This is a genomic window from Priestia sp. TGN 0903 (assembly GCF_050846855.1).
Classification (GTDB): Bacteria; Bacillota; Bacilli; order Bacillales; family Bacillaceae_H; genus Priestia; species Priestia zanthoxyli.
Map to the genome: position 1 here is coordinate 582603 of NZ_JBOZGL010000002.1, position 25130 is coordinate 607732.

Annotated in this window: 22 protein-coding genes and 2 pseudogenes; 14 read left to right on the forward strand and 10 right to left on the reverse strand. The window is 35.5% G+C overall.

The features are described 5' to 3' along the window. Window positions 1-248 precede the first annotated feature (248 nt). From ACRPLY_RS09490 to ACRPLY_RS09500, 3 genes are all read left to right on the forward strand, one after another. The gene (locus ACRPLY_RS09490) at window positions 249-1415 is read left to right on the forward strand and encodes an alanine dehydrogenase (RefSeq protein WP_432231774.1); all 1167 of its coding nucleotides are present in this window, start codon (window positions 249-251) and stop codon (window positions 1413-1415) included. 21 nt (window positions 1416-1436) lie between these two features. Further along, on the forward strand, window positions 1437-2855 hold the full coding sequence (locus ACRPLY_RS09495; protein ID WP_033580029.1) for a sodium/glutamate symporter: 1419 nt from the start codon (window positions 1437-1439) through the stop codon (window positions 2853-2855). 386 nt (window positions 2856-3241) lie between these two features. Further along, window positions 3242-3628 carry a hypothetical protein gene (locus tag ACRPLY_RS09500; protein WP_325075075.1) on the forward strand — a complete coding sequence of 129 codons (387 nt, stop codon included), beginning with the start codon at window positions 3242-3244 and terminating at the stop codon, window positions 3626-3628. A gap of 131 nt (window positions 3629-3759) precedes the next feature. Here the strand turns inward: ACRPLY_RS09500 and ACRPLY_RS09505 are convergent, their stop codons facing one another. Further along, complete coding sequence (locus ACRPLY_RS09505; RefSeq protein WP_432231775.1) at window positions 3760-4872, reverse strand: type II asparaginase; 1113 nt, start codon at window positions 4870-4872, stop codon at window positions 3760-3762. A gap of 448 nt (window positions 4873-5320) precedes the next feature. Between ACRPLY_RS09505 and murQ the strand changes: the two genes are divergently transcribed. From murQ to ACRPLY_RS09520, 3 genes and pseudogenes are all read left to right on the forward strand, one after another. Then, window positions 5321-6211, forward strand: a complete 891-nt coding sequence (gene murQ, locus ACRPLY_RS09510; RefSeq protein WP_432231776.1) for an N-acetylmuramic acid 6-phosphate etherase — start codon at window positions 5321-5323, stop codon at window positions 6209-6211. 32 nt (window positions 6212-6243) lie between these two features. Continuing rightward, window positions 6244-7650 (forward strand): annotated as a pseudogene (locus ACRPLY_RS09515) (PTS transporter subunit EIIC); the annotation flags it as partial. Window positions 7651-7770: 120 nt separating this feature from the next. Further along, window positions 7771-8211, forward strand: a pseudogene (locus ACRPLY_RS09520) (PTS sugar transporter subunit IIA); the annotation flags it as partial. Window positions 8212-8322: 111 nt separating this feature from the next. Here ACRPLY_RS09520 and bioC read toward each other — a convergent pair. The 3 genes from bioC to bioF are packed head-to-tail and all read right to left on the reverse strand — an operon-like array spanning window position 8323 to window position 11058. Beyond that, window positions 8323-9144 carry a malonyl-ACP O-methyltransferase BioC gene (bioC, locus tag ACRPLY_RS09525; protein WP_432231777.1) on the reverse strand — a complete coding sequence of 274 codons (822 nt, stop codon included), beginning with the start codon at window positions 9142-9144 and terminating at the stop codon, window positions 8323-8325. After that, complete coding sequence (locus tag ACRPLY_RS09530; protein ID WP_165636215.1) at window positions 9137-9883, reverse strand: alpha/beta fold hydrolase; 747 nt, start codon at window positions 9881-9883, stop codon at window positions 9137-9139. Before ACRPLY_RS09530 ends, bioC begins: the two co-directional genes overlap by 8 nt. Continuing rightward, window positions 9880-11058 (reverse strand): 8-amino-7-oxononanoate synthase, encoded by a 1179-nt coding sequence (bioF, locus tag ACRPLY_RS09535; RefSeq protein ID WP_432231778.1) that lies wholly within the window; start codon window positions 11056-11058, stop codon window positions 9880-9882. The genes ACRPLY_RS09530 and bioF overlap by 4 nt, the downstream gene beginning before the upstream one ends. An 855-nt stretch (window positions 11059-11913) precedes the next feature. Here bioF and ACRPLY_RS09540 point away from each other — a divergent pair. After that, the gene (locus tag ACRPLY_RS09540; RefSeq protein WP_028414875.1) at window positions 11914-12834 is read left to right on the forward strand and encodes a type II CAAX endopeptidase family protein; all 921 of its coding nucleotides are present in this window, start codon (window positions 11914-11916) and stop codon (window positions 12832-12834) included. 43 nt (window positions 12835-12877) lie between these two features. Continuing rightward, complete coding sequence (locus ACRPLY_RS09545) at window positions 12878-13024, forward strand: hypothetical protein (protein ID WP_014458831.1); 147 nt, start codon at window positions 12878-12880, stop codon at window positions 13022-13024. 53 nt (window positions 13025-13077) lie between these two features. On the opposite strand, the gene ACRPLY_RS09550 is transcribed toward ACRPLY_RS09545, so the two are convergent. Beyond that, window positions 13078-13791: a hypothetical protein gene (locus tag ACRPLY_RS09550; RefSeq protein ID WP_014458832.1), complete on the reverse strand. Its 714-nt coding sequence runs from the start codon at window positions 13789-13791 to the stop codon at window positions 13078-13080. A gap of 608 nt (window positions 13792-14399) precedes the next feature. Between ACRPLY_RS09550 and ACRPLY_RS09555 the strand changes: the two genes are divergently transcribed. Together ACRPLY_RS09555 and ACRPLY_RS09560 are read left to right on the forward strand one after the other, a co-directional pair. Beyond that, entirely contained in the window at window positions 14400-14783 is a 384-nt protein-coding gene (locus tag ACRPLY_RS09555; protein ID WP_028414874.1) for a hypothetical protein, read from the forward strand. Window positions 14784-14979: 196 nt separating this feature from the next. Then, window positions 14980-15147 carry a hypothetical protein gene (locus ACRPLY_RS09560; protein WP_165573610.1) on the forward strand — a complete coding sequence of 56 codons (168 nt, stop codon included), beginning with the start codon at window positions 14980-14982 and terminating at the stop codon, window positions 15145-15147. A 402-nt stretch (window positions 15148-15549) separates the two neighbouring features. On the opposite strand, the gene ACRPLY_RS09565 is transcribed toward ACRPLY_RS09560, so the two are convergent. Beyond that, window positions 15550-15741 carry a hypothetical protein gene (locus ACRPLY_RS09565; RefSeq protein ID WP_034267423.1) on the reverse strand — a complete coding sequence of 64 codons (192 nt, stop codon included), beginning with the start codon at window positions 15739-15741 and terminating at the stop codon, window positions 15550-15552. A gap of 411 nt (window positions 15742-16152) precedes the next feature. Between ACRPLY_RS09565 and ACRPLY_RS09570 the strand changes: the two genes are divergently transcribed. Next, complete coding sequence (locus ACRPLY_RS09570; RefSeq protein ID WP_432231779.1) at window positions 16153-16662, forward strand: GNAT family N-acetyltransferase; 510 nt, start codon at window positions 16153-16155, stop codon at window positions 16660-16662. A gap of 80 nt (window positions 16663-16742) precedes the next feature. Continuing rightward, a complete protein-coding gene (locus ACRPLY_RS09575; protein ID WP_432231780.1) occupies window positions 16743-17945 on the forward strand; it encodes an iron-containing alcohol dehydrogenase in 1203 nt (400 codons plus the stop codon). Window positions 17946-18024: 79 nt separating this feature from the next. On the opposite strand, the gene ACRPLY_RS09580 is transcribed toward ACRPLY_RS09575, so the two are convergent. From ACRPLY_RS09580 to ACRPLY_RS09595, 4 genes are all read right to left on the reverse strand, one after another. After that, entirely contained in the window at window positions 18025-18618 is a 594-nt protein-coding gene (locus ACRPLY_RS09580; RefSeq protein WP_432231781.1) for a hypothetical protein, read from the reverse strand. A 111-nt stretch (window positions 18619-18729) separates the two neighbouring features. Further along, complete coding sequence (locus ACRPLY_RS09585; RefSeq protein WP_028414869.1) at window positions 18730-18963, reverse strand: hypothetical protein; 234 nt, start codon at window positions 18961-18963, stop codon at window positions 18730-18732. A gap of 150 nt (window positions 18964-19113) precedes the next feature. Beyond that, the gene (locus ACRPLY_RS09590) at window positions 19114-19374 is read right to left on the reverse strand and encodes a hypothetical protein (protein ID WP_115654627.1); all 261 of its coding nucleotides are present in this window, start codon (window positions 19372-19374) and stop codon (window positions 19114-19116) included. 1060 nt (window positions 19375-20434) lie between these two features. Further along, on the reverse strand, window positions 20435-21664 hold the full coding sequence (locus ACRPLY_RS09595; protein ID WP_289578226.1) for an MFS transporter: 1230 nt from the start codon (window positions 21662-21664) through the stop codon (window positions 20435-20437). Window positions 21665-22054: 390 nt separating this feature from the next. On the opposite strand from ACRPLY_RS09595, the gene ACRPLY_RS09600 reads away from it, so the two are divergent. After that, complete coding sequence (locus tag ACRPLY_RS09600) at window positions 22055-23047, forward strand: LacI family DNA-binding transcriptional regulator (RefSeq protein WP_325077540.1); 993 nt, start codon at window positions 22055-22057, stop codon at window positions 23045-23047. Window positions 23048-23366: 319 nt separating this feature from the next. Then, window positions 23367-25076, forward strand: coding sequence for a glycoside hydrolase family 13 protein (locus tag ACRPLY_RS09605; protein WP_394508720.1), 1710 nt, complete (start codon window positions 23367-23369; stop codon window positions 25074-25076). Window positions 25077-25130: the final 54 nt, after the last annotated feature.

Below are 25130 nucleotides of genomic sequence, written 5' to 3' on the forward strand. Positions count from 1 at the left end.
AAAGCTTGTTACTACACAAAAAATAGATAGTAATATTATATTATTTTGAATTTTTATTCATTTTAATTTATAATTTGGTAAGTGAATGCAGAATAAGGTTCTAATAGAACAATTATTCCAAAACTTGCGTGCTAGAAAAACAAGCTGTATTCATTTTAATCTGAATATTATTAATAGTTTAATTAACTTTGGTATCACGCAGGAATGAGAGGGGAAGCATTTAAAAAAACTACTTTAGGGGGAACAACATGATATTTGGTGTATTAAAAGATAATAAAGTGGGAGAGTACCGAGTAATTATGACGCCTGTGGAGGCTGCTGCTATTAAAGATGATGGTCATACGGTCCTTGTTCAAAAAGATGCGGGCGCATTAGCGGGATTTACGAATGAACAGTATGAAAAAGAAGGGGCCGAAATAGTAGAAACAACAGAAGAGATGTATGAAAGATGTGACTTTATCGCAAAAGTTAAAGAGATTGAAGAAAGTGAATATAAGTTGCTTAAGGAAAATCAAATTATCTATACGTGTATACATCCAGCTGCACATAAAGAGCAGGTACAGGCTATACTCGATAGCAAATGTATTGCGTTCACAGCAGAGGATTCTCATAGATTTGGTTCAGTTAACTGTGAAGCAGCGGGAAAACAAGGTGCATTAATGGGTCTGCAGGCTATGCTGACGATTAACGGCGGGAAAGGAAAATTTGTTAGTGGCTTAGCCGGAGCCCCTGGTATGAAGGTACTTATCCTTGGAGGAGGACTAGTAGGAAGGTCGGCGCTGCAGGTACTACATTCTTTAGGTGCGTGGTGTACGGTTATGGATGTAAATTACGGAACATTAAGAGATATTGGCAAAACGTATAATGAAAAAGTGAATACGCAGCTATCAACTAAGCAAAATATTAAAAAATTGCTTCCTGAAATTGATATGGTGATTAACTGTGTAAAATGGCCAAAGGAACGCAAAGATTATTTAATAGATTGTGATATGCTCAATTTAATGGAAAAAGGATCAGTTATTGTAGATATTAGCAATGATACTGATGGTGCAATTGAATCCTTCCGTGAAACAACTCATGAAAATCCTACATATATCGAAAATGGTGTCGTTCATTATTGTGTCAGCAATATTCCTGGAGCTATTGCTAATTCTACTTCTGTAGCTTATGCGGCATCTGTATTGCCACATATCCAATCCATCCTAAATTCAGGTGTGAAATCAGCCTGTATTAAAGACGGATTTTTAAGACGAAGCTTAACCGCTTATAAAGGATACCTTACACATGAAGAAACAAGTGCTATCCAAAATAGACCTTGGATCAAACCAGAAGACGTGTTACATATAAAAGAAGAAAAACTAGACCCAGCACCACCGGCTACATCAACAAGATCAACTAATTTTTTAAGCATGTAACGTTACGAAAGGAGGATATGAATGACTGTATATACGATACTAGTAGATTTTGCTTGTGCCAGCGTCCTGATTCTAATAGGCATGCTGCTTCGCGCAAAATTTAAATTTATTCAAAGAAGCTTCATTCCAGCAAGCTTATTGGCAGGTTTTTTGGGTTTAGCACTAGGACCTAGCTTTCTAAATGTTCTACCTTTTTCTGAAGATATTAGCTCCTATGCAGGAATCATCACCATCTTTGTGTTTGCGGCAGTTGGGATAAACGGGTTTTCTTTTTCACCAGGCAACATGAAAAAGGATATTAATCGAATGGGCGCATATGCCACTTATAAAATTCTTTGTATAGGTCTTCAAATGTCTATTCCAATTGTTTTTTCAATTTTAGTGATTTCAAAGTTTGCCCCGGAGATTAATAACGGATTTGGTTTACTTTTAGCAGCTGGATTTTATGGAGGTCATGGAACGGCGGCAGCGGTAGGCACAACCTTCGAAAATTTAGGCTGGGAAAATGCAACTGACTTGGGAATGACAGCTGCTACTGGCGGTATTTTAGCAGGTATTTTTGGCGGATTGATTTTTATAAAATGGGCAACTCGAAAAGGTTATACTCATTATGTAAAAGATTTTTCGGAAATTTCGGAGGATCTAAAAACAGGATTAGTTCAGCCTAAAAATAGAACGGCAATGGGGAATGACACGATTTCACCAATTGCCATGGATCCATTAGCCTTTCATTTAGCATTATTAGTTGTGCCGTCAGGTTTGGGCTATCTATTAAATAACTATATTGCTACTGCTTGGGGACTGGAATTTCCAACGTTTACAATAGCGTTTTTAATAGCGCTGCTTATGTACATATTGCTAGGCAAAGGAGAAAAAGGGGTTTACAAATACGTTGATAGTAAGATAGTCGATCGTTTAGGCAGTGCAGCAACTGATTTTCTTGTATTTTTCGGTGTAGCATCAATTAAATTACCGATTGTTGTTGAATATGCACTTCCGCTTGGTTTGTTAATGCTTTCAGGTATAGTAGTAGTGGTGGTGATGCTAGTCGTAATTGGGCCCGCTATGAACTATGAAAGCTGGTTTGAACGTTCTATATTTGTGTATGGCTACTCAACAGGTGTATTCGCTATCGGACTTACATTACTAAGAATTATTGATCCTAACAATAAATCAAAAACACTTACAGACACAGCGGTAGTTGGACCGCTTAATACGCCGTTAGAATTATTTGCATGGTCAGCGGGGCCTGTTATGCTGCTAAGCGGACAGCACTGGACGTTTGTTGGGATTTTTGCAGGCATATCAATTCTATGTTTCGTCATCGCTCGAATCTTCAAATGGTGGCACTGGAAGGTTCCTTTAGGCGAGCGTCCTCCTGTTCCATTAGATAGAAATGAAGGCTTTATTCGGATATCGGGAGAACATATTGAAAAATAACGTAGGTTAAATAAAATATGTATACTTGACTAATTATATTTATATCTTATGAACGAGAAACAAGAGCCCGTAAACATATGTTTACGGGCTCTTACAATCCGATGAGAAGTTTGTGATAGAGAACGATAAATTCGTCCGTTTTCTACCATGATTTATCTCTTGTTTTTCTTAATTAATGGATTGTTAGTGCTTGACCTATATTAAGCCGATTGTCTAGATATTTATAGTCTCCGTAGGTAGAAATCTTTAAAAATATACCCTTCTTTTACTCGGAAACCGGAATATTTTTCAGAGTTGTACGATACTATTTTCTGATACAACCTATTCTTACAACAGGTATTTTCTTTGTTTTACCTATAAAACCCTATTGAAAGGAGCAAAAGTAAATGAAACGAAATGTTGTGTATGGCTTATTACTAACAGTGTCTTTAATATTTGCGCTTTTTTTAATTGTTGATTGGCGTCAGTACGAAAATGGGTTAGAACACGCTATTAAACCTGCTGATCAAAACTATGAAAACAGCGAAAACTATATTTCTGATAAACGTATGATAGATGTAATTGTAAAGCTAACGGAAGAAAGTCCTGCAACATTTGGAACGAGATTAAAAAGTGCGCAAAGAATAGATGAGAACCGTGTCCATGTGAATACCAATAAGTTAGAAGGTATTATTGAGTTAAAAGATATAGAAGGTAAGACCTTGGTATGGCGTGTCCTAGATAACACATCCAATCATTTAATTATAGAAAGCAAGAACTGGGGAAATGAATAAGGGACCTGCTGATGCTTTTTCTTATGAAAACAGGCCGAGACAAAAGTATGCTAGTGGTGTCTCGGCCTGTTTATACTTTTGTTACCGATTGTTCTTAAAGCACCAAAATAGAGGAGGAAAGATATTTTTGATTAATACTCATTAAAATATTCTTGAATCTTTTTAGGGTCCTTTGTTTTCGTTAAAGCAAGCATTAAAAGAATACGGGCTTTTTGTGGATTTAATGAATCAGATGTAACAAACGTATCTTTATCATCTGATTCTTCATGTGTCACAGCCCCGCTTCCTACGCGGCTAGATCTAACAATAACTATGCCTTTTTTTACCGCATCTCTAGCACCTGTTAGGGCAACATCGGATAGCAGCCCATTTCCTGCTCCTGCGACGACTATTCCTTTAGCTCCAGCTTTTACGGCCGTGTCATAAAAGTTCCTAGAGTCGTTTTGATACCCATATATGATGTCTACTCGAGGAAGCTTATCTAATTTTGATACATCGAATATTGATTGCGTTGTATGCTTGCGAGTTGGTTTGTTATAAAATATTACCTGATCTCCAGCTATTTCTCCTACATATCCTTGTTCAGTGGATTTAAACGTATCTACTGCCGTTGTATGTGTTTTTGTTATATAACGAGCTGCACCAATTCGATCGTTTAGCGCTACTAAAACGCCGTTATTTCGTGCTTCTTTTTTAGAAGCAATTTTCACCGCATTATACAAGTTTAGCGGTCCATCTGCACTTATAGCGGTAGCTGGTCTCATTGAACCAACCACAACCACAGGCTTGTCACTCTTTACTACTAAGTTTAGAAAATAAGCTGTTTCCTCCATCGTATCAGATCCGTGTGTCACGACAATCCCGTCAACATCCTTAGACGCTAATAGTGTATTAATTCGTTTGGCTAACTTTAACAAAATGCTGTTATTTATATTTTGACTTCCGATATTTACGACCTGTTCTCCGCTTACATTCGCTAGTTTTTTTAACTGAGGAACAGCTTTAATGATGGTTTTAATATCAAGGGCTCCTGATTCATATCCAGTTGTGTCTGTGCTGCTTTCAGAAGAACCTGCAATCGTACCTCCAGTGGCCAAAATCTTTATATTGGGCAGCTCTTCTTTCACTGAATGTTTTACAGTCATTTTAGAATCATCTACTGATGCATTGACCAATGATAAAGGTCCCGAAAATAAGATAACGCTTGATAAACAGGTGATGCCTATTATTCTTTTCAGTTCCATTGTTACGTAGCTCCTTTTACGCCAAAGACATGTAACGGTATTATTAGTAATTTGAGTTTGAAATATCCAATCATTTGTCCGCACGAAGAATAAATAGATAAACGCATTATTTTTATGAGATCCTTTTCGCTTTTTTACCCATTTAACATAATGTAGTCTCTATATAGGGATGAAAATAATGATTTTAATAGGAACGTTTATAAAAAAAATCCTTACTACAGCAGGGAAGGAGTCATTATTGATATAAGACATGCTTGACATTTATACGGTGAGAGTTGTCTTATTTACTAAAATTCAGGTATATAATGCTTGTTCAAAGTCACATATTACTATAGTATTTGAAATTAAATTTTAAGATTTTAAAATAATTGTTGAAATTTAATTTCAAAGACGTTATTCTGTACTTGAGAACGATTTCATAATAAATGAATAGATAGGATGGTTAATAATGCTAGAACATTTAACTACTGAGGCTCGTAATGAAAAAACAATGAATCTGGATGAAATGTCCGTTTTAGATTTTCTTACAACCATGAATGAAGAAGATGAAAAAGTTGCGAGTGCGATAAAAAAAGAACTGCCTTCTATTGCGAAAGCTGTAGAAGCTATTATAGAAGCTAAGAAACAAGGGGGGCGCCTTATTTATATAGGTGCAGGAACCAGTGGCCGCATCGGCTTGCTGGATGCTGTTGAGTGTCCGCCCACATTTGGTACAAACCCAGATGAAGTAATAGGCTTAATTGCTGGCGGTGAAAAAGCTTTTATCAAAGCAGTAGAAGGAGCAGAAGATAGTAAAGAGTTAGGCATGGAAGACTTACAAAATATTCGACTTACTAAGATGGACATTGTTGTGGGGATTGCAGCAAGTGGTCGTACACCTTATGTCATTGGAGCATTAGAATATGCTAACTCAATTGAAGCTCAGACAGTAGCAGTTAGCTGCAATAAGGGTTCTGATATTGGAAAAGTAGCAAACATTGCAATTGAAGTAGTAAATGGTCCTGAAGTATTAACAGGTTCTACTCGCTTGAAAGCCGGAACAGCACAAAAATTGGTTTGTAACATGCTTTCGACAGCTTCTATGGTAGGTATCGGAAAAGTGTATGGAAATCTAATGGTAGACGTTCAGCTTACGAACGAAAAGCTTGTAGAGCGCGCAAAACGAATTGTGATGGAAGCAACTTCATGCACGTATGATACGGCAGAAGAGTACTTAGCAAAAGCAAATTGTAATTCTAAGCTTGCTATAGTCATGATTTTAACAGGACTTTCATATGAGGAATCTTTACATCGTTTAGAACAAACACAAGGGTTTATCCGTCAAGCAATCGTGAATTAAGTAGCGAAACTATAAGGGAGATGGGAACAGCTATGAGTAAACATCATCAAACAGCTAAAGAACTGCTTCAAGCTCTTGGAGGCAGTTCTAATATAGCGAATTATACACACTGTATGACAAGACTCCGTGTCACCCCAGTGAATCATAATAGAATCGATGAAGCGAGTATAAAACAAGTGAAAGGAGTGGTAGGGGTTGTCGATGATGATACGTATCAAATTATTCTAGGACCAGGAGTAGTTACGAAAGTTGCTGAACAATTTGGTATTGTACTTCAAGAAGATTCTGTAGCTCCTTCACAAGAAAAAGCTTCATCTGAAGGTTTGACGTCAAAAGGTGCAGGTATGAAATCTGAGCTAAAAAAGAAAAACAATACGCCATTTAAAAATTTTTTACGGAAAGTTGGAAGCATTTTCATCCCTCTCATTCCAGCTTTCGTAGGCGCAGGTTTAATAGCTGGTATTGCCTCTATTTTAGCAAATAGCATAACCGCGGGAGACCTTGATAAAGATAATTGGCAACAATACGTTACGATTCTTAATGTAATTAAAAATGCAATCTTCAGCTATTTAGTTATTTATGTAGGTATTAACGCAGCAAAAGAGTTTGGTGCTACTCCGGCCCTAGGTGGAGTTATCGGAGGTATCACCCTTTTAACGGGAGTTACAGAAGAATTCCCTATTATGAATATCTTTACCGATCAGCCTCTAACTGCTGGGCAAGGCGGGGTTATCGGAGTTTTGATTGCTGTATGGTTACTTTCATTTTTAGAAAAATTCTTACGTCGATTTATTCCTGATGCAATCGATATTATTGTTACACCTACAATTGCTCTTCTGATTGTCGGATTGCTAACGATTTTCTTTATTATGCCTTTTGCAGGTCTAATTTCTAGTAATTTAATTGGAGGCATAGATTGGACTCTTGAACGTGGAGGGGTTTTTGCAGGTTTTGTACTAGGAGTGGCATTTTTACCATTGGTGATGCTAGGTCTGCATCAAGTATTAATCCCTATTCATATTGAAATGATTAATACAGCTGGTATGACCATCTTGCTTCCGATTCTTGCCATGTCTGGTGCTGGACAAGTAGGTGCAACTTTAGCACTTTGGGCTCGTTGCCGTAAAAATAAATCACTTGTTACCATTATTAAAGGGGCTCTTCCTGTCGGAATATTAGGTATTGGAGAACCACTTATTTATGGAGTTATTCTTCCATTAGGACGCCCATTCATTACTGCTTGTATCGGTGGAGGAATTGGAGGAGCTGTAATTGGAATGTTCGGAAACGTTGGTTCCATTGCTATCGGTCCATCTGGCCTAGCTTTAATTCCATTAATTGCTCATGGTTTATGGCTGAAATATATCATCGGCTTACTTGCAGGATATGCTGGAGGATTCATCTGCACATATTTATTTGGCATACCAAAAGAGGCTATTACAGAAGGCTCTAATAACAAAGAAGTACCTGAAGCGAAGTCAAAAACTGAAGTTGCTGCAACAGGTGAGAAAAAAGAAATGAACGATACAACTTTAGGAAGCGTATTCAAACTTCCGTTTGATGGATATATTGTGCCTCTAGAAGGAGTCCCTGATGCCGTTTTTTCTTCAAAGATGATGGGAGACGGTTTTGCCATCGAACCAACTAATAATACTCTTGTTTCTCCTATCAACGGGGAGGTTGTTAGCATCTTTCCTACAAAACATGCCATAGGTCTAAAAACAGATCAAGGTCTAGAGTTATTAATTCACGTAGGGTTAGAAACAGTGAACTTGAATGGGAAAGGGTTTACATGTCTAATTAAAGAGGGAGAAAAGGTTACACAAGGAACCCCGCTTTTAAAAATAGACCTAAACTACATTAAAGAAAATGCTAAATCACTTGTTACACCAATCATTTTTACAAATTTATCTGAACATAATCAAATACAGTTATTAAAAACAGGGTACAATGAGCAAGGTATAACAAATATTATTGAGCTAGTTTCTAAAAAACAGTAAGTTAATTAAATCTAATTGATTATTTAAGGGTACTTTTCTAAATAGAAGAGTACCCTTTGTTACTGGCGGCAAGTCATCACTTCTAGAGAGTAGCCAGGGCTGGATTGGCTATTAGTTCGTTTTTGTAATATTAAACATTAAGCAATGATAGGTTACTTTTACGCCATTTTCGTCACGATGATTATTTTCGTATAGGTTGATTAATTCACGAAAAAAGGAAGGGCGCTGACAGTAGCTTTCCTCGTTACTGTTACTTGCTCCAATCTTTTTTATTGATGTAAAAAATGCCTTAACCGTCGGAAAGTATTGAACCTCTAGCTCCTCCGTTTTTGATAGTTTAAATGGATGCTCTCTCAATGGAACTAATGCTTGTTCACAAATTTGAGACAACTCTTCAAGAGAAAAAAACGATTGGCCAGGTGAACTGTTACTGAAAAGACCAAGCTTTTGTTTCACATGGCTGTAGCATGAATGAAGCTCTTGAAACGTACGGTTACCAAAGGTTGAAAATAGCAGGCTGCCTGTAGGCTTAAGTTGTTTATACAATTTTTTAATTGTCGTATGAAGACTATTAAACCACTGAAATGTTGCATTAGAAATAATAAGGTCATAATGTCTTTCTATACTTAGTTCCTCGATATCTCCGCATATGAAAGAAATTCGATCTTTCCTTACTTTTTCCTTTGCTAACTCAATCATTCCTGATGACAAATCAACTGCTGTAATAGCAGCCTTAGGAAATTTTTTGCACAATAATTGTGTTAAATAACCCGTGCCGCAGCCAATTTCAAGAATAGCTATTTCCTCGTTAAAGAAATTGGTGGAAAGCTGATCTATTAATTGGTTTGCCATGCTTTTTTGTACATCGGCATAAGCATCATAAGTTTTAGCATGATTATTGAACCTTTTCTTTAAAAGTTGCTTATTAATCATAAATGAGCTCCTTTTCGAGAAATTTTTCTATAAGTTGCGTACAGTGCTGAGGCTTTGTAAAAAAAGGAATATGGCCAGCTTTTTCTAGAATACACAGCTGCGCTTTTCCACCAATTCTTTCAGCTATGAAAGAAGAAGACTCAGGTAAACATATTTGATCATCTTTTCCATGGATCAACAAACAAGGAGTTTGAATTTGATTGAGTTGCATTCTAACATCTTTTTGGAGTAAATAATCTAGCCCTGTAAGGAGGGAGTACGTACTGTCTCCTTGATAATCACGCTGAACAACTTCCATAAATTGATGATGAAATTCTTCTTCTTTTTCAGATTTAGTGAACATAGCGTTATAAAATGAAGTAAGGGTTTCTTCTTTATTACGCTGTAGTTGTTTTTTCATACGTTCAACGATGCGTTGCTCCCATCCAAATGTATTATGCATATCGTTTGTAAAGCGACTAGTTCCGCCAATTAATATGAGTCCCTCTATCTTGTTAGGGTATAAATTTGCAAGTTCAAGCGTTACAAGAGAACCTAATGACCAACCCATTAAATAAACAGTACCTGGAGTAGAAGTAAGCAATTGGATTGCTCGTTCTCTAAAGTCACTTAGTTCTTTTACACCTCTCCAGTCTGTACACAAAACGTTACATATAGTAGACAATGATTTTATGATTGGTTGAAACGCTGCTTTTTCCATTCCCCATCCGGGAAATATTATAATAGTGGATGGTTTCATTGAATCATACTCATTTCTTTTCCAATTAGAGAAATTCTCTTTATGGCCGAATCTAAATCTTCTCGCGTATGATCGGCTGTTACAGTAAAACGAATTCTTGCTTTATTTTCAGGAACAGTAGGGGGCCTAACTGCAATAGCAGCAATTCCTTCTTTCTGTAAACGCTCTGCAAACTGCATTGTTCTTTTGTTTTCTCCCGTTAAAATTGGAATGATTTGAGATTGACTATTGCATGTGTTAAATCCTTCGTATGTAAGTGCCTTCCTAAAAAATAGTGCATGTTCTTGAAGAAGTGCGCGGCGCTCTGTGTCTTGTTGCACCTTTTCAATCGCAGCCGTTATTGCACCGAGTATAGCAGGGGGAAGAGCAGTTGAATAAATGAGTCCTCGCATTCTATTTTTCAAATAATCTATGAGCCACTGTTTTCCCGTAACATAAGCTCCAAATGACCCTAGCGCTTTACTAAACGTTCCCATTTGAATATCAATTTTATCTTGCAGATTAAGAAAATGTGCGTATCCTTCACCATTTTTTCCGTATACACCGCTTGCATGAGCCTCATCAACCATTAGTAGGGCGTTATATTGCTCTTTTAATTTAACAAGCTCCTTGAGCTTGGCGAAATCACCATCCATGCTGAAAACAGTATCTGTTACAATTAACTTCCGTGACTCCAAGGGAACTTTTTTAAATAAATTTTCTAGATGGTTCATATCGCTATGGCGATAGCGCTGAAGTTTTGCACGGCTCAGTAGGGCCCCATCAATGATGCTTGCATGATTTAACTTATCGCTGAAGATGAAGCCATTACGCGGAACCAAGGCTGAGATGATTCCTAGGTTTGCATTATAACCACTATTGATAATAAGTCCTGCCTCAGCTTTTTTCCAATTAACAAGTGCTCTTTCTGCTTTCTCGTAAAGAGAGTGATTTCCTACTATTAAGCGTGAAGCTGTTGCTCCTACTCCATACGTCATCACAGCATCACTCATTGTTTTCTTCAGTCCACTATCTCCTGCATAGCCTAAATAGTTATTAGAGGCAAGGTTTAACATTTTACGTCCATTGACTGTAAGCCATGGTTGTTCAGCAAATTCTGTAGTAACAAGGTGCCGTTTTTGAAAAATCTCATCTAAATAGGCAAGTTCTCTCTTAATATCTTCTTCCCAATACAATACACTCTCACCACCGACAATGAAATTAGTTAACTTTAATTTTTAAATAGTTAACATATATATCTAATCACTCCTTTAGAAGAGTGTCAAGATGAGAGAGGTTATAAAAACTCTTGAATAAAAGAAGCAAACTCCTAACGGTAGGGAGTTTGCTTTTTTTGTTCTTTAAATATTCCTGTTTAATAACAAACGTCTTTTCCAACATGTTTTGGATTTATTTACACACATCATATTAATCTAGCAATTTTATTTACTTTACTTAAACACTTCATATTGATTATCCTCATTTTCTTAGTTATAATGTAATTGTTACATTTGTAATAATAATGTAATATAATTGTAACTTATATACATTTTTGCGGTGTTAGATAGAATGGTAGCTAATTTTAAAAAATGAAAATCTGTTTATGGGTAAGCCCTTAGCGATTGTGGAAGCAGCCGCGAGGGGAAAACTTTAGATAAAAAGGTGAGGACGATGTTGAAAAAAATATTTATTTTAGTTGTTCTAGGATATATATTCTTGAGTAGCAAGTATTTTCTTCAAAATTATGTGTATGCGGGCACGTATGAGCAGGATATAAAGGTTAACGATGACTTAGTGTCGAGTCTTCTTTTAGAAGAAGCTGTTTTTTGACGGCTTTTAAGGCGCTAAATTTTATATAAAGAGGTAATGGGTAGAGTTGTAATTTCTTAATGTTGTCAGTCTCTTCCCTTATCTTCAAAGGTAAAAAGCAGGCGGTAGTTAACATAATTGCAGGACTTCGGGTCCTAATAGATTTTTACATTGCCTAGACAACAACGAAGTAGAGAAGAACGATGTAGTTGAGAAGAGAAGGCTGAGGGAATAAGAATAAAATGAAAAACTATTTAAATGTGGAAGAAGGAAAAAATAGCTGGAAGCGTTATGTAAGTACAACAGTCCTTGCTTCTGTGTTTATGCTGTTAGGATCCATTATTTATATTATTGCTGAAATGATAATGGTTGCAGCTGATGAAAGTGGAAAATCATATGTTGATTTTGATAGCGGATTAGCTGTAGGAATCAATGCTAATCTTGATTTTCTGTTGTCTCATATTATGTACATATGCTGGATTTTTGGTTTATGGATCGGGATTCGTTTTATTCACAAACGAAAAATGAAATCACTAATCACTGCTAACAAACGTGTGAACTGGAAGAAAGTAATATGGTCTTTTGGAGCTTTTAGTCTGTTACTAATCGTTTCACAGTTAATTGATGTCGTGTTTAACCACTCGGATTATTCATGGAATCATGTAAGTTTAAAAGAGTATGCCCTGTTAGTACTGATCACGCTTTTATTAGTACCTATTCAAACAACAACCGAGGAGCTGTTTTTTAGAGGTCTTCTTCTTCAATGGGTGGGTAAGAAAGTGAAGCGTCCAATTTTACTTGCGATTATTGTGGGACTAATGTTTTCAATAGGTCATTTTGCTAATCCCGAAATGAATAAATCCATTATATTGGTGGGACTAGATTATATTGTAGCTGGTTTTGCTCTTACATATATCGCGGTTAAAACAAAAAGCTTAGAAATTACCATTGGCGCACACGCAGCCAACAACATGTTTCTCGCTCTGTTCCTTACAACGGACGATTCTGTTTTCGGGTCTATACCGAGTTTGTTTAAGGTAGCTAACACTGAGCCAGGAGCTAACCTTATTTGGTCGATTGTTATGTTCAGTGTTTTCTATATCTTATGTAGAGGGAAGATAAAAAAGGAAGAAGCAGCTGACAAAGATCAGCTTATTGCTTAAATTAGTAGAACCAATACCTAAACAGGATAGGAGATGTAACAGAGTGAGTGGAAATCACGATGAAAATAAACCATTGACTCGTGCAGAAATGAAGCGGGGCCACTTAGCTACTCAACATCGCATTTTAAATGTGCTTATCGTTCTTGCATCGATTGCTGCAGTATATCTAGTAATAAAAACCATACTTTAAAAGAGCAGCCTTAAAGGCTGCTCTTTTTATTTTGTAAAAACACGCGCACGCAACTACCAATTGAAAAAAGCTTTTAACGAAATCATTGTAGCCGCGTAGACAAGAGATGAGATTAAAAAGGTTGGCAAATGCGCATGTTTTTCAAAAGGGAGCTCTTTACTGATGACGTTAAATAACATTGCACCTGAACTAAAAGCAATCATCGACTCAATAAGCAGGCCTGATGAGGGGCCAAAGACGCCCAAAATTGACCCAAGAAAAGTTGCTCCGGCAAGCATATAGCGACCTCTAGTTTTGTGTAAGCGCGGATGTTTTTTTCCTAGATGGTAAGACCACCCGATAAAATGAAGGCTGATAGCCAGTCCGTAGAATACTGATTCAACTCGCTTAACATCGGTTGAAAACACGACATAAGAAATGATAAAAGAATAAATCATAAAAAAACTAGCCTGTACCATATAAACGGTCAGTTCCGTTAGGTGAGTGGCTGCTTTTGTCTGAGCAAATGAATACACTGAAAAATAGACGAGTAAGCCGAGAAGACCAAGAAAATATAGTTCAGTATCAAGGGCTAGCGATCCTCCAAACTCTTCTTGTTTCTTATGAAGCGTCGGTAAGATATAAATAAATACATAAGCAATAGCTACACCGCCTGATAATGAGAGCAGCTTTTGCTCCCCGATTGGAGAACGTTCGACAATCGTTAATGCGTATAATTGAATGAGGATAAAAACAATACCTATTATAATTGATTCAATTGTAACCATGGTGGTCTCCTTTTAAGGTTCACTTTTAGGGTTTAATTCCCTTTAATAGAAGAAGAGAAACCATGATTTAGATAGAAACATTGCTCAATTATAGGTAGATGTTCGTAACCATCATACTTTTAAGAATGGTGTTAGTTTATAGTATATACATATTTTACTTACTTATTATTAGCTAGAGAAAGGGTATTTATTATAAAGGAAAGCTGTTGAGTTCGTGGATGAAGGCAAATTCATTCTGTATTTTGGTATAGCTAGAACGTTTAAATGGCGGCCCTGAAGGTTTTCTTTAAGAGAACACTTTCCTATTCCTTTTATTTATTATGTTAACTAAGAAACAACATTATGATATAAAATATAGAAAAAATGTTATTATATAGATATTGTTCTGAAAATAAAATGATGTATGGGGGATATCAGCTAATATGTTTTTTGTCATTATAGGATTTATAGCCGTCTTTATCACTTTATGTTCGTTAGAAGCTAAGCTAAGAACGATAGTGAAACAAAATGATAGATTAATTAAATTACTTGAAAAAAAGAACAGATACTAACAAAAAATCACCTAATAGGATAGTTGGGTGCTTTTTTATCGTGTAGGAGGATTTAAATTGAAAAGGAAGTTTTTGTTTTTAGGACTTATATCTATTTTTTTATTAGTATTGGGTAGCTGTGGCAGCAAAGAAGAAAGTGTGCGTTTCGAAGGTGAAGGAGATCATTGGAAAGCTTTATATCTTTTAAATAAAGGAGAGAATACTGAAAATGGGCAAGGCAGTATCATCTATAAAGGAAAAGACAAGGAGAAAGTAGGAAAAGTTTCTTATGTTGTTGAAGGGGAAACAAGCAAATTATCAGGTACGGATGACGAGACAGAAGGGAAAATTAATTTAAATGGAAGCTGCAGCGGGTGTTCGACTCAAAGCAGCAACGCTCCTTATCACGTGACAATAAAATGGAATGGGAAAGAAGATAAATTTGATTTAACATCAAAGTAGAACGATAAAACGTTGTATGTATATGAAACTAAAAATCTGGCCACGTTAATAACATATTTTTCCTATTCTAATCAAGTTAAAAATCCTTTGCCTACATCAGGGAAGGATTTTTTTAAAAAATTTTGCATTTATTGGTTGTTAATCTGAATAAAGGGGAATTACATCTAGTAAGAGCATACAAAGGGGATAAATAGTAGTGACAAATTATAGGTACTATACGGGATCCCTGTTCGTCAGGGAATTAGAACGTTTAAAAGAAGAATATATTCAACTTGATCTCGATGATATGAAAAGAATGGTTGAAGAAGATATTTTACTGTTGGAAAAAGCGGTTAATATGCTGTCTACGAATACCATTTCTTAAGTTAAGCAACTTACTCAAGAAGCAATAAAGCATTATTTAATGACTGCTGTTCATTCAATTTTTAAAAAAAGCTACCTCTTTTGACTGGGAAGAGGTGGTCTTTTTCAATTTCTAGACTGGATAGGGCATATGAAACAAAAAAAGCGTTGGAAAGAAGTTTTATAACATTTCCTAGTTTATAACAAATGTTGCCCAAACAAAAAAAGGACATTTCTTCTATGCCCTGTTCCCTCATATCAGCCCCGCCTACGCTAAATACTATGACAGCCACTCATGCCATCCAACCTATACTTAGTATAAACGAAAACGTTTACAAAGTAAATATATTAATGAAATATTCTGTCTATTTTTTAGATTAAACGTATCTATTTGGAATAATATCAAATATAATAGATGAAATTTTTAATGTCTAGAGATTAACTCACTCATTAATCTGTTTAAAGCAATGTGTAATATATCATGTTCTGTATACTCTTGTTCAAAGGCTAGACTTCTTTTTTCTTTTTTCCTCAACAACTTTCTAATTTCCTCACATAAGTAAATTTGAGAATCCAAAAGCTTTATTTCTTTTCTATCTTTTGTTTGTTTAGACATGAAATCAACTCCTTTATGATTCTTTAAGGAACTATTCTATCTTAAAAAGTAAAAATCCTTCTTCTATTACATCGGATTAACGTAATGGGGTTTATTAGAAGGACCAACCTTAGATTAGAGAAAATTGATTTAATAGCTCAAACCGATGAATTAACCCTAATTAAAGACAAAGATTAACTATACGTAAAATGTAAGAGAGGGTTTTTTTATTGATTCCAGAATTATATACAAAAGTGTTCTATTTAAACAGATTAATGGCTTCATTCAATTATGCACCTACTTATTTTAATTTGGCTGTTGTATATCGTAAGTAGAAATACACATTTACCTTTGTCAGCGATATTTATGGAATCAAGTATGGAATGAATTGTAATTTGTGGTTGCATTTCTTTAGAAGGAGAAGATAAATCAATGAGTACAAAAAGAATACATCTTACGCCATTTGAAACTACTCACATTCAATACTTACATAAATGGTTAAATGATGAACGGGCAATACGAATGATAGGCAGAACACCTTTAACTTATGAAGAGGTGGTACAAGAAGTAGAAAACAAAAGAATGAACAACGATTTAATTTTAGGAATTGAAAGCGATGAAAAAGAATTAGTCGGATGGGTATTTTTGAAGGATATAGACTATGCACATGGAAGAGCTAGTATAGGAATTCTCCTATCTTCAGAATCTAGAGGTCACGGATATGGTCGAATGGCTATGGAGCAAATGATTGATTTAGGGTTTAAACAGCTCCGTCTAAATAAAATCTATTTAACCACAAGAGGAATAAACGAACAAGCCATTGCACTATATGAAAAGATTGGTCTTGTTACCGAAGGAAAATTAAGAAACCATGCCTATGTGGATGGGAAATACGTAGATACATATTTTATGGGTATATTAGCTTCAGAGTGGAATAAGTAAGCTTACCGGCCATGATGAAATTTTTAAAAATAGTGCTTCTTAAGGTATGTATTTGATTTTAGACAACGGGAGGGGTATAAATGAAATCTTATAACTATTTTTGTTCTACTCAAATTGAGGTAGGAATGGGGAAAGCTAGAGAATTACCAGAAATGCTGACATCTTTAAATATTGGTTCATCAATTTTAGTCGTGAGTGACCCTGGTGTAGTTCGTGCAGGATTAGTTTCACCAATTGTAACTGCCCTGGAGAATTCTGGTTACCGGGTGCTGGTATTTGATTCAATTGAACAAAACCCTCGAGATACGAACTGCTTGGAAGGTGCTAAGTTATTTCGTGACTTTAGTGCGGAGGCAGTTGTGGCCATTGGTGGCGGGAGTGCAATGGATACAGGAAAAGCTATTGCGCTGTGCGGCCCAAACGGCGGGGAACCATCTGACTATGCAGACGGCCGACTTCTGTATTCAAACATTGCACCAGTTATTTGTATTCCAACTACTTCAGGTACTGGCTCAGAGGTTACTCGGTCTGCTGTAATTACGGAAGCATCTACACATCGAAAGATGACGCTCAAACATGCTTCATTAAGACCTGTCTTGGCGATTCTTGATGCTGAACTAACATTAAGTCTTCCTCCTTCTGTTACGGCTGCGACTGGCATTGATGCACTCGTTCATGCGATTGAAGGTTATACATGTAAAGTAACAAATCCTATTTCACAAGCGCTTGGGGCTCAAGCAATGAGAACGATTGTTTCAGCATTGCCTATCGTTTTCCGCGATGGTAAAAATGAAGCGGCTCGTCAAGATATGCTGGAAGGAAGTCTCTTAGCTGGCTTGTGTTTCGGATCTGCAGATGTTGCTTCGGTACACTGCTTAGCAGAAGCGCTTGGAGGGCTTTATGATACCCCGCATGGAGTTGCTAACGCAGTGTTTTTACCATACGTATTACGTTTTAATTCTATGGAGAATAAGCAGCTGCATGCTACATTAGCAAGGTATATGAATTTTGCCAAAGATTCAGATTCAGATGAAATAGCTGTTGAAAAATTAATTCAAGGAATTATAGAATTAACAGAATCATTAAATATTCCTAAATTAAAAGAGCTAGAGGGTGTAAAGAAAGAAGACTTTCCGAGCATTGTAAAGTTGGCTATGCAAAACAACTCAACGCCAAGTAACGTCCGCTTAATTACCGAGGCTGATTATATGCAAATTCTTGAACAAGCTTACTTTGACCGTGTAGATAAAAAACGGCATTCTGAAGTAGAGAGCTTGAATTAAAGAATGAAAATTAAAAACCGGCCCCAATTGTCAGACAGTGTCTAACGATTTGGGGCCAGTTTTTAAGTAGTATCTATTTTTAATAAGAAGATACGTAATACCAGTTCTTATGTACTTTTTCTATCTGTTTAAAATCTCCGTCAAAATCGCTTTTTGAAGGTTTATGATCATTTGGGTCATAAACAAATCCTGAGAAATTGTCTAGCATCCCGCGGTACGTAAAGAAAAGAATGGATGTCGACTTTCCTTTTGTTTCTACTTCAATGTCGCCTCCGCCTTTAGACAATTGAGTATACTCTTTTGGCAATTGAATAAGTGATGGACTATCGGGGACGTTAGGTTTAATCACGCCATTTTCTATTTTAGCCGCAGCTTCTTCTCTCTTCTCTTGATGGATTTTAAAGTTCAAATCCAAGTTGACTTGAGTAAAGGGAAAGAAGAACCATAATATAATAGTAATGAGCTGAATAACAAGCGGCTGCCACTTTCTATTTTTAAAAAGATGAATCAATGCCCATACAGTTATGATGATAAAAAAGGCATATACAAATAACCAAACAGGCAACATTAAAAATTCCGTTATCATATCCACCAGATCCCACTGGAACAATGATACTAGAATAACTAGCAAACTACTCATTAACGATAAAAGCAACAAACGACTACGTTTCACACATTTTCCTCTTCCTGAAATTCTTCTTTTTTAGTCTTAATTATATATTAAAATCCTTATAAAGACGTATGTATCATAATGTAATTTTTCGATAGAAATAAAAGCAGACCTTTAATTAAAGATCTGCTTCTTTTCTTTGGCAAAAACTAAATATGTTCCCACTATAAGCATAATGCCCAAGCCAATAAAACCTAACCAATATACCCAAGGGTAACTATACGAAACTGTCACTGCTCCCGTATTGTTATTCACTGTTGTAGTTGTATAAGGAGTATAAATCATATTAATAGTTAAGTACGTTAATAAAGCTTGAGCAATAAGAAATATTCCTATTGCACGTTTCATTACCTTGCCTCCAGACCCATCGATATTTCTATGTACAGTTTAACATAGGACTAGTGGATGTTGGTTCCTATAATACGCATTAGTCCCATTAAAAAAGGATCTTTCGTTAGAAGATCCTTTTATCTGCTTATTTATTTACTTAAAGTGTCTTTAGAAATGAAAGATAAAGGCCGATACAACCAAGTAAGCTAATGAGAATAAACTCAACAGAAAAACAAAAGATGCAAAGAGTAAAACCTTTGACTTTTTATTGATGGTTGTACCGTTTTTGAATAAGGTAGAGAACCCTAATAACAAACCTCCTAAAATCGATACTAACCCAAAAAATTGGTGAACCGTACTTGCCGTCCACATCCCTACAACAAGGACTATTAAAGCAAAAAATGGATTAAAAATCATATTTACAGCCATATGAATCTATCCCTTTCCAATAAGCTTTTCTTATCTTTTACAACTCAAATAACTCCTCTGGATTATTTCACAATAAAAACGATCCGAAAGTAAATTGCTAATGTCAAATAAATCGGTGGATTAGCTTTACCCAGCCCAAGTAGGAGATTCCTAAAATAAAAGCCCAAAGAAATGCTACACGAATATTTCTAGGTATAGAAATCCATAGCTTTAACATGTTCCAAAGTAAGTGATCTTTATTCGATTTTTTCATAGTTCGTCGATCCTTTCTTAACTAAGGCGTTCTAAACCATTCTTGCTTACGTAATAGACTAAGTTTCTTTTTAGCAGCCATTGTTTCCTTGGAAGGCAAAAAGGGTAGTGTTCCTCCAAATAAATCTTCTATCAACAAAATCACCTCTTATACAGTTAAAGGTAATTATATCATTAATTACCATAAGTGGAGTTCTTTTTTTATTAACTATCATATGAATTCCTTAAAATGTAGTATGTACAGCAACGACATAATAAAATTCTTGTTTTTTCACACATTGTTTACATATATACCTTACTAGAAGGGGATTCTTTCTATCTAAAATTGTATGACAACCTTTCAATTAATATGCTATAGTTATTTATAGACCTAATCTTTCTTAAACTTTTGCAATGCTTAAAATTCGAAAAAGCCATCTCACTTTTTAATATCAAAAGAATGAGGTGGCTTTTTATTTTATTTTATGATGTAGTTTATTCCTCTTCAGGAATCTTAATTAAAATAGTGATAGCAACTGTTGTCAGAAATATAACCCCTAAAATGATCAATAGATTTGTACTCATATGTCCCATCTGCCCTTCTGCTATAATCCCTATAATTTCATTGTAACAAAGGAAATGAGTTAATAGAATAAAAAAATGAAAGCGTTTTATTTTTTGTTTTTATCCATGAACTCTTTTGAAAAGATATATACTTTAGTTCCATATATTATTAATAGAAGAAATTCATCAAAAAGAAGCCCTTGCTACAATTAGCAAGGGCTTTCAAAATTACGAGAATCACATTTAATAAATATTTTTCCTTGTTCTAAGCAGTAAGCTTTGAATCATTATTATCTTTAGATGCTTGATTGTTGTTTCTTAAAAGAAATGCACCAAATAGAGTAAAGACAGTCACGATAACCCCCATGATTAAGTATGTGTGACGAAAGCCAATGGAATCGTATAGGTTTCCTACAATAGGGGAGAGTATAACCGCTCCTAGTTGCATTGCGAATTGGTATCCAACTAAATATAAGATGGAAGAGAATTTCGTATCAAAATGTGTAGCCAGATATTTAAATACAGAAACGATGATAATGGCAAACTCTGGTGCGTTAAGAAGCTTGATAAAGGAAATGCTGTATGGATCGGATACTAGCCCTGAACCTACTACGCGTAAAATCATAATGATTCCCGCTAAAATTAAACCGCCTTTAGGACCTACTTTGCGCACAATGAATGGAGCAACTAATAACATCCCGGATTCTAAAAAGACTTGACCTGCATTCAAGTAACCAAAGATTTGATTTCCTAATTGTTCTGTTGGGAACAGGGAGGCATAATATACAGGAAATTGCTGGTCAAAAACATTATAAATGCAGCCAGTCCCGAGCATAAAAATCATAAAAATCCAGAAGTCTTTTCGTTTAAATAAGCTACCTAAATCTTGAATAGAAAGGGACTTTGCTTTCTTTTCTTCAATAGTGGATACTTCTACTTTTGTAAGGAAAATAACAAGTAATAAGATAACGCCTGATCCCGATGCAATCCAAAAGTTGATATCAGGGTTAATATTAAGCATTCGTCCTCCAATAGCAGCAGCAACGGCAGCTCCTATTGATCCCCAAAGTCTTGCACGACCGAATTCAAACGCATACTTTCTGCCAACTTTTTCGATATATGACTCGATGACTGAGATTCCAGCTAAAAAGGTGATGGCAAGATAAGCTCCGCCTGTCAGAGCTCCTACCCAAAAATTCCAGTTTAAAAGAGGTTGATAGATGAAAATTAGAAACGGTCCAGATAAAATAACTAAAATTGAAATGAAGTATAATAAATTCTTTCGTAACCCCAATTTATCAGAGAGATATCCATAAAGAGGTTGAAAAAGCATAGTAAAGACAGCGTTTACAGAAAAAACAATACCTGTTTGTGCTCCGGAAAGGTTAAGGCTTTGTCCCAACCAGATAGCAAAAAAAGTAAAAATAGAGGCAATAGATAAGAAGAATAAGAAAAAGAAACTGCTTAGTTTCCAATAAAGTTTATTGTTTTCCATATTTAAATCCCCTTTGCTGTTTATGTATCTAAATATTATTTAGAAAGCGTTTTCGATTGATTGTATTATATATGGTACCGATTTCATATGTCAACAAGAAAATAATCAACAAAAATACCTTCCAGAAAAGGTTTGTTTAAGTGTAATGTGTTTTTTTAATATGGTACTGATTTCTTACATATAAAATAAACAATTTGATATGTACTGATTTATTAATCATGAAACATTTTATATAAAAAGGGCTGTTTCAAAGACCTATAGGGATTCTACTGTATTCTTATTGAACAGATGGTATAGAGTTGCAAACGAATTCATTCATTGCATTTTGCCTCTTTTTTAACGTAAAATAAGTATGAAACTGATTTCAGTTAGTGATGGAGTGATAAACACATGCCTACAATATACGACGTAGCCAAATTATCGGGGTTATCAAAAACAACGGTTTCCCGTGTTATAAACAATCATTCGTATGTTTCAGAAGAGAAAAAAAATCGTGTGCTAAAAGCAATGAAAGAGCTTAATTATACGCCAAATCCTTCGGCAAGAAAGTTAAGAGGACAGGTAACGACTACAATTGGTGTTATTGTACCAAGGATTATAAATCCATTTTTCTCTTATTTAGTCGATTCAATTGAACAAGTTGCTTATAAAAAGGGCTATCATGTATTAATCTTTCAAAGTAATGAAGATAAAGAGAAAGAATTAGCATTTTTAAATTTACTGAAAACAAAGCAAGTTGACGGAATTATTATGACGTCCATTGAAAATGACTGGAGTCTCATAGAGCCGTTTACTGAGTATGGTCCTATTTTGTTGTGCAACGAATATGTAAACAACGCAAATGTTCCAATCGTTCGATTAAATCAATATAAGGGTGCGTATATAGGCGTAAAGCATTTACTTGAAAAGGGACACCGGAAAATCGGGTACTGTACAGGTGGATTGTTCGCTGAGGAAGGTAAGGACAAGGACCGTAACCAAGGTTATCAAAAAGCACTTCAAGAGGCAGGAATTCAGCCGGATCCAAAATGGATTTTTGTTAATCAACATAGTATTGAAGACGGAAAACAAATAGTTAAAAAAATCCTGTCAATGGAGGATCGCCCAACGGCTATATTTACAGGAAGTGATGAAATTGCTGGAGGAATGATGATCGAAGCCAAAGAGTCTGGTCTAAGTATACCTAATGATTTGGCGATTATTGGATTTGATGACCAACCTCTTGCACAAATGTTAGATCCAAAGCTAACAACTATACGACAACCGATTGATCAAATGGGGATTAAAGCAATGGAAATCCTGATCGATATGCTGAATGATTCTGAATCGACAGTAGAAACGTTTGAACTCCCAATCGAGCTAGTTGTTCGAAGCTCAACGTGATAGGAGATAACAGATGAAGGTGAGAGCTAAATCTATTAGTTCTCACCTTTTTTGAAAAATTTTCAGAAAAGTAATTGAAACCGTTACCATAATATAATACAATAAATTTACCTTAAAGCAGAAGACAGTTCCTCTACATTCAGCTATTTATCGCATACTAGAACAAAGAGTTTGAGGTAAGTATAGAAGCGTGAGGTATAAAGGGTTATATCAGATTTTTTAATAACATAAATTTTTTTAATTACATATGGTATCGATACCATAAAAGCAGAAGAATATATACATCATTTTAATATAAATACATAGGAGCTGATAAGCAATGGTTCAACTAAGCGAAAGAAAGAATCCAGAAAGCGCTATAACGATGAATAAACAGTGGTGGAAAGAAGCAGTTGTATATCAAATTTATCCGAAAAGTTTTTACGATTCGAATGGTGATGGAATTGGCGACTTAAAAGGAGTTATTCAAAAATTAGATTACTTAAAAGAGTTAGGTATCGACGTTATTTGGCTAAGTCCAGTTTATCAATCTCCAATGGATGATAACGGATATGACATCTCTGATTATCAAGCCATTGCAGAAGAATTTGGCTCTATGGAAGATATGGATCTACTGATTGATGAAGCCAAAAAAAGAAATATAAAGATTATTATGGACCTAGTCGTTAACCATACTTCGGATGAACATGAGTGGTTCCTAGAATCAAAAAGTGATGTAAATCATCCGAAAAGAGATTGGTATATTTGGAAAGATGGAAAAGAAGATGGAAACCATCCTAATAATTGGGAATCTATTTTTGGCGGTTCATGCTGGGAGTATGATGAACAAACAGAACAGTATTATCTTCATGCATTTTCTAAAAAGCAGCCTGATCTTAATTGGGAAAACCCTGATCTTCGAAATGCTGTCTATAACATGGTCACATGGTGGTTAGAAAAAGGAATTAGCGGCTTTCGAGTAGATGCCATTACATTTATAAAAAAACGACAGGACTTTGCTAATTCGGATGGTGAAATGAATGTAATTGAAACAAATCAAGAAGGCATTCATGAATTTTTAAGTGAACTAAGTAAAGAAGCTTTTGCTTCACATGATATCTTAACTGTGGCGGAAGCTCCTGGAGTATCACACAAAGAACTGCCTATTTACGCGGGAGAAGAAGGACATTTTAGTATGCTTTTTGAATTCGATCATGTCGATTTAGACGTAGGAAAAAAAGGAAAATGGTATGAACCGCATAAGTGGAATCTGCTTGATTTCAAAAGAGCCATTTCTGATAGTCAAACGTTCTATAACAATACAGGGTGGGGAGCGCTTTATTTAGAGAACCATGACCAGCCTCGTTCTTTAAATAAATTTATTAAACCAGAAGATATAGGACCTACGTCAGCAAAAATGTTAGCTACGGTCTATTTTTTACTAAAAGGCACACCATTCATCTATCAAGGACAAGAAATCGGAATGACAAATGTAGAGTATCCGTCGATTGAGCATTACAATGACTTAGCTTCAATTGATCAATATCACTCTGCGCTGAAAGAAGGATTTTCAAAAGAAGAAGCATTAGCAGCAATTTGGAGACGCAGCCGTGATAATTCCCGAACACCTATGCAGTGGAATCATTCTCAATATGCAGGGTTTAGCCAAGGCACACCGTGGCTAGAGATAAATGCTAATTACTCTTCTATTAACGTTGAGAATGCTTTAAAAGATGATAATTCTTTATTTTATTTCTATAAAAATTTAATTAAATTAAGAAAAAGCAGTCCATATTCAGAGGTTATCGCTTTTGGTAAATACGAAGATTTGTTTGAAGATAGTCTACAAATCATGGCTTACGCAAGGGAGTTTAATAATAAAAAAATAGCGGTAATCGCTAACTTTGATCATAAAGAAGTAGCTTTAAACTTAGATTTTACTATGAAAGAAGTTATTTTATCGAACTACGATCATTTGGAATTACACCCAAATCAACTAAAATTGCGACCTTACGAATCCATTGTTTGTGAGATTGATTCATCGTTTTAATCTCTTTTTATCACACGTAACTCATTCACGTAGAGAAAGGCAGGGAGAAATCGG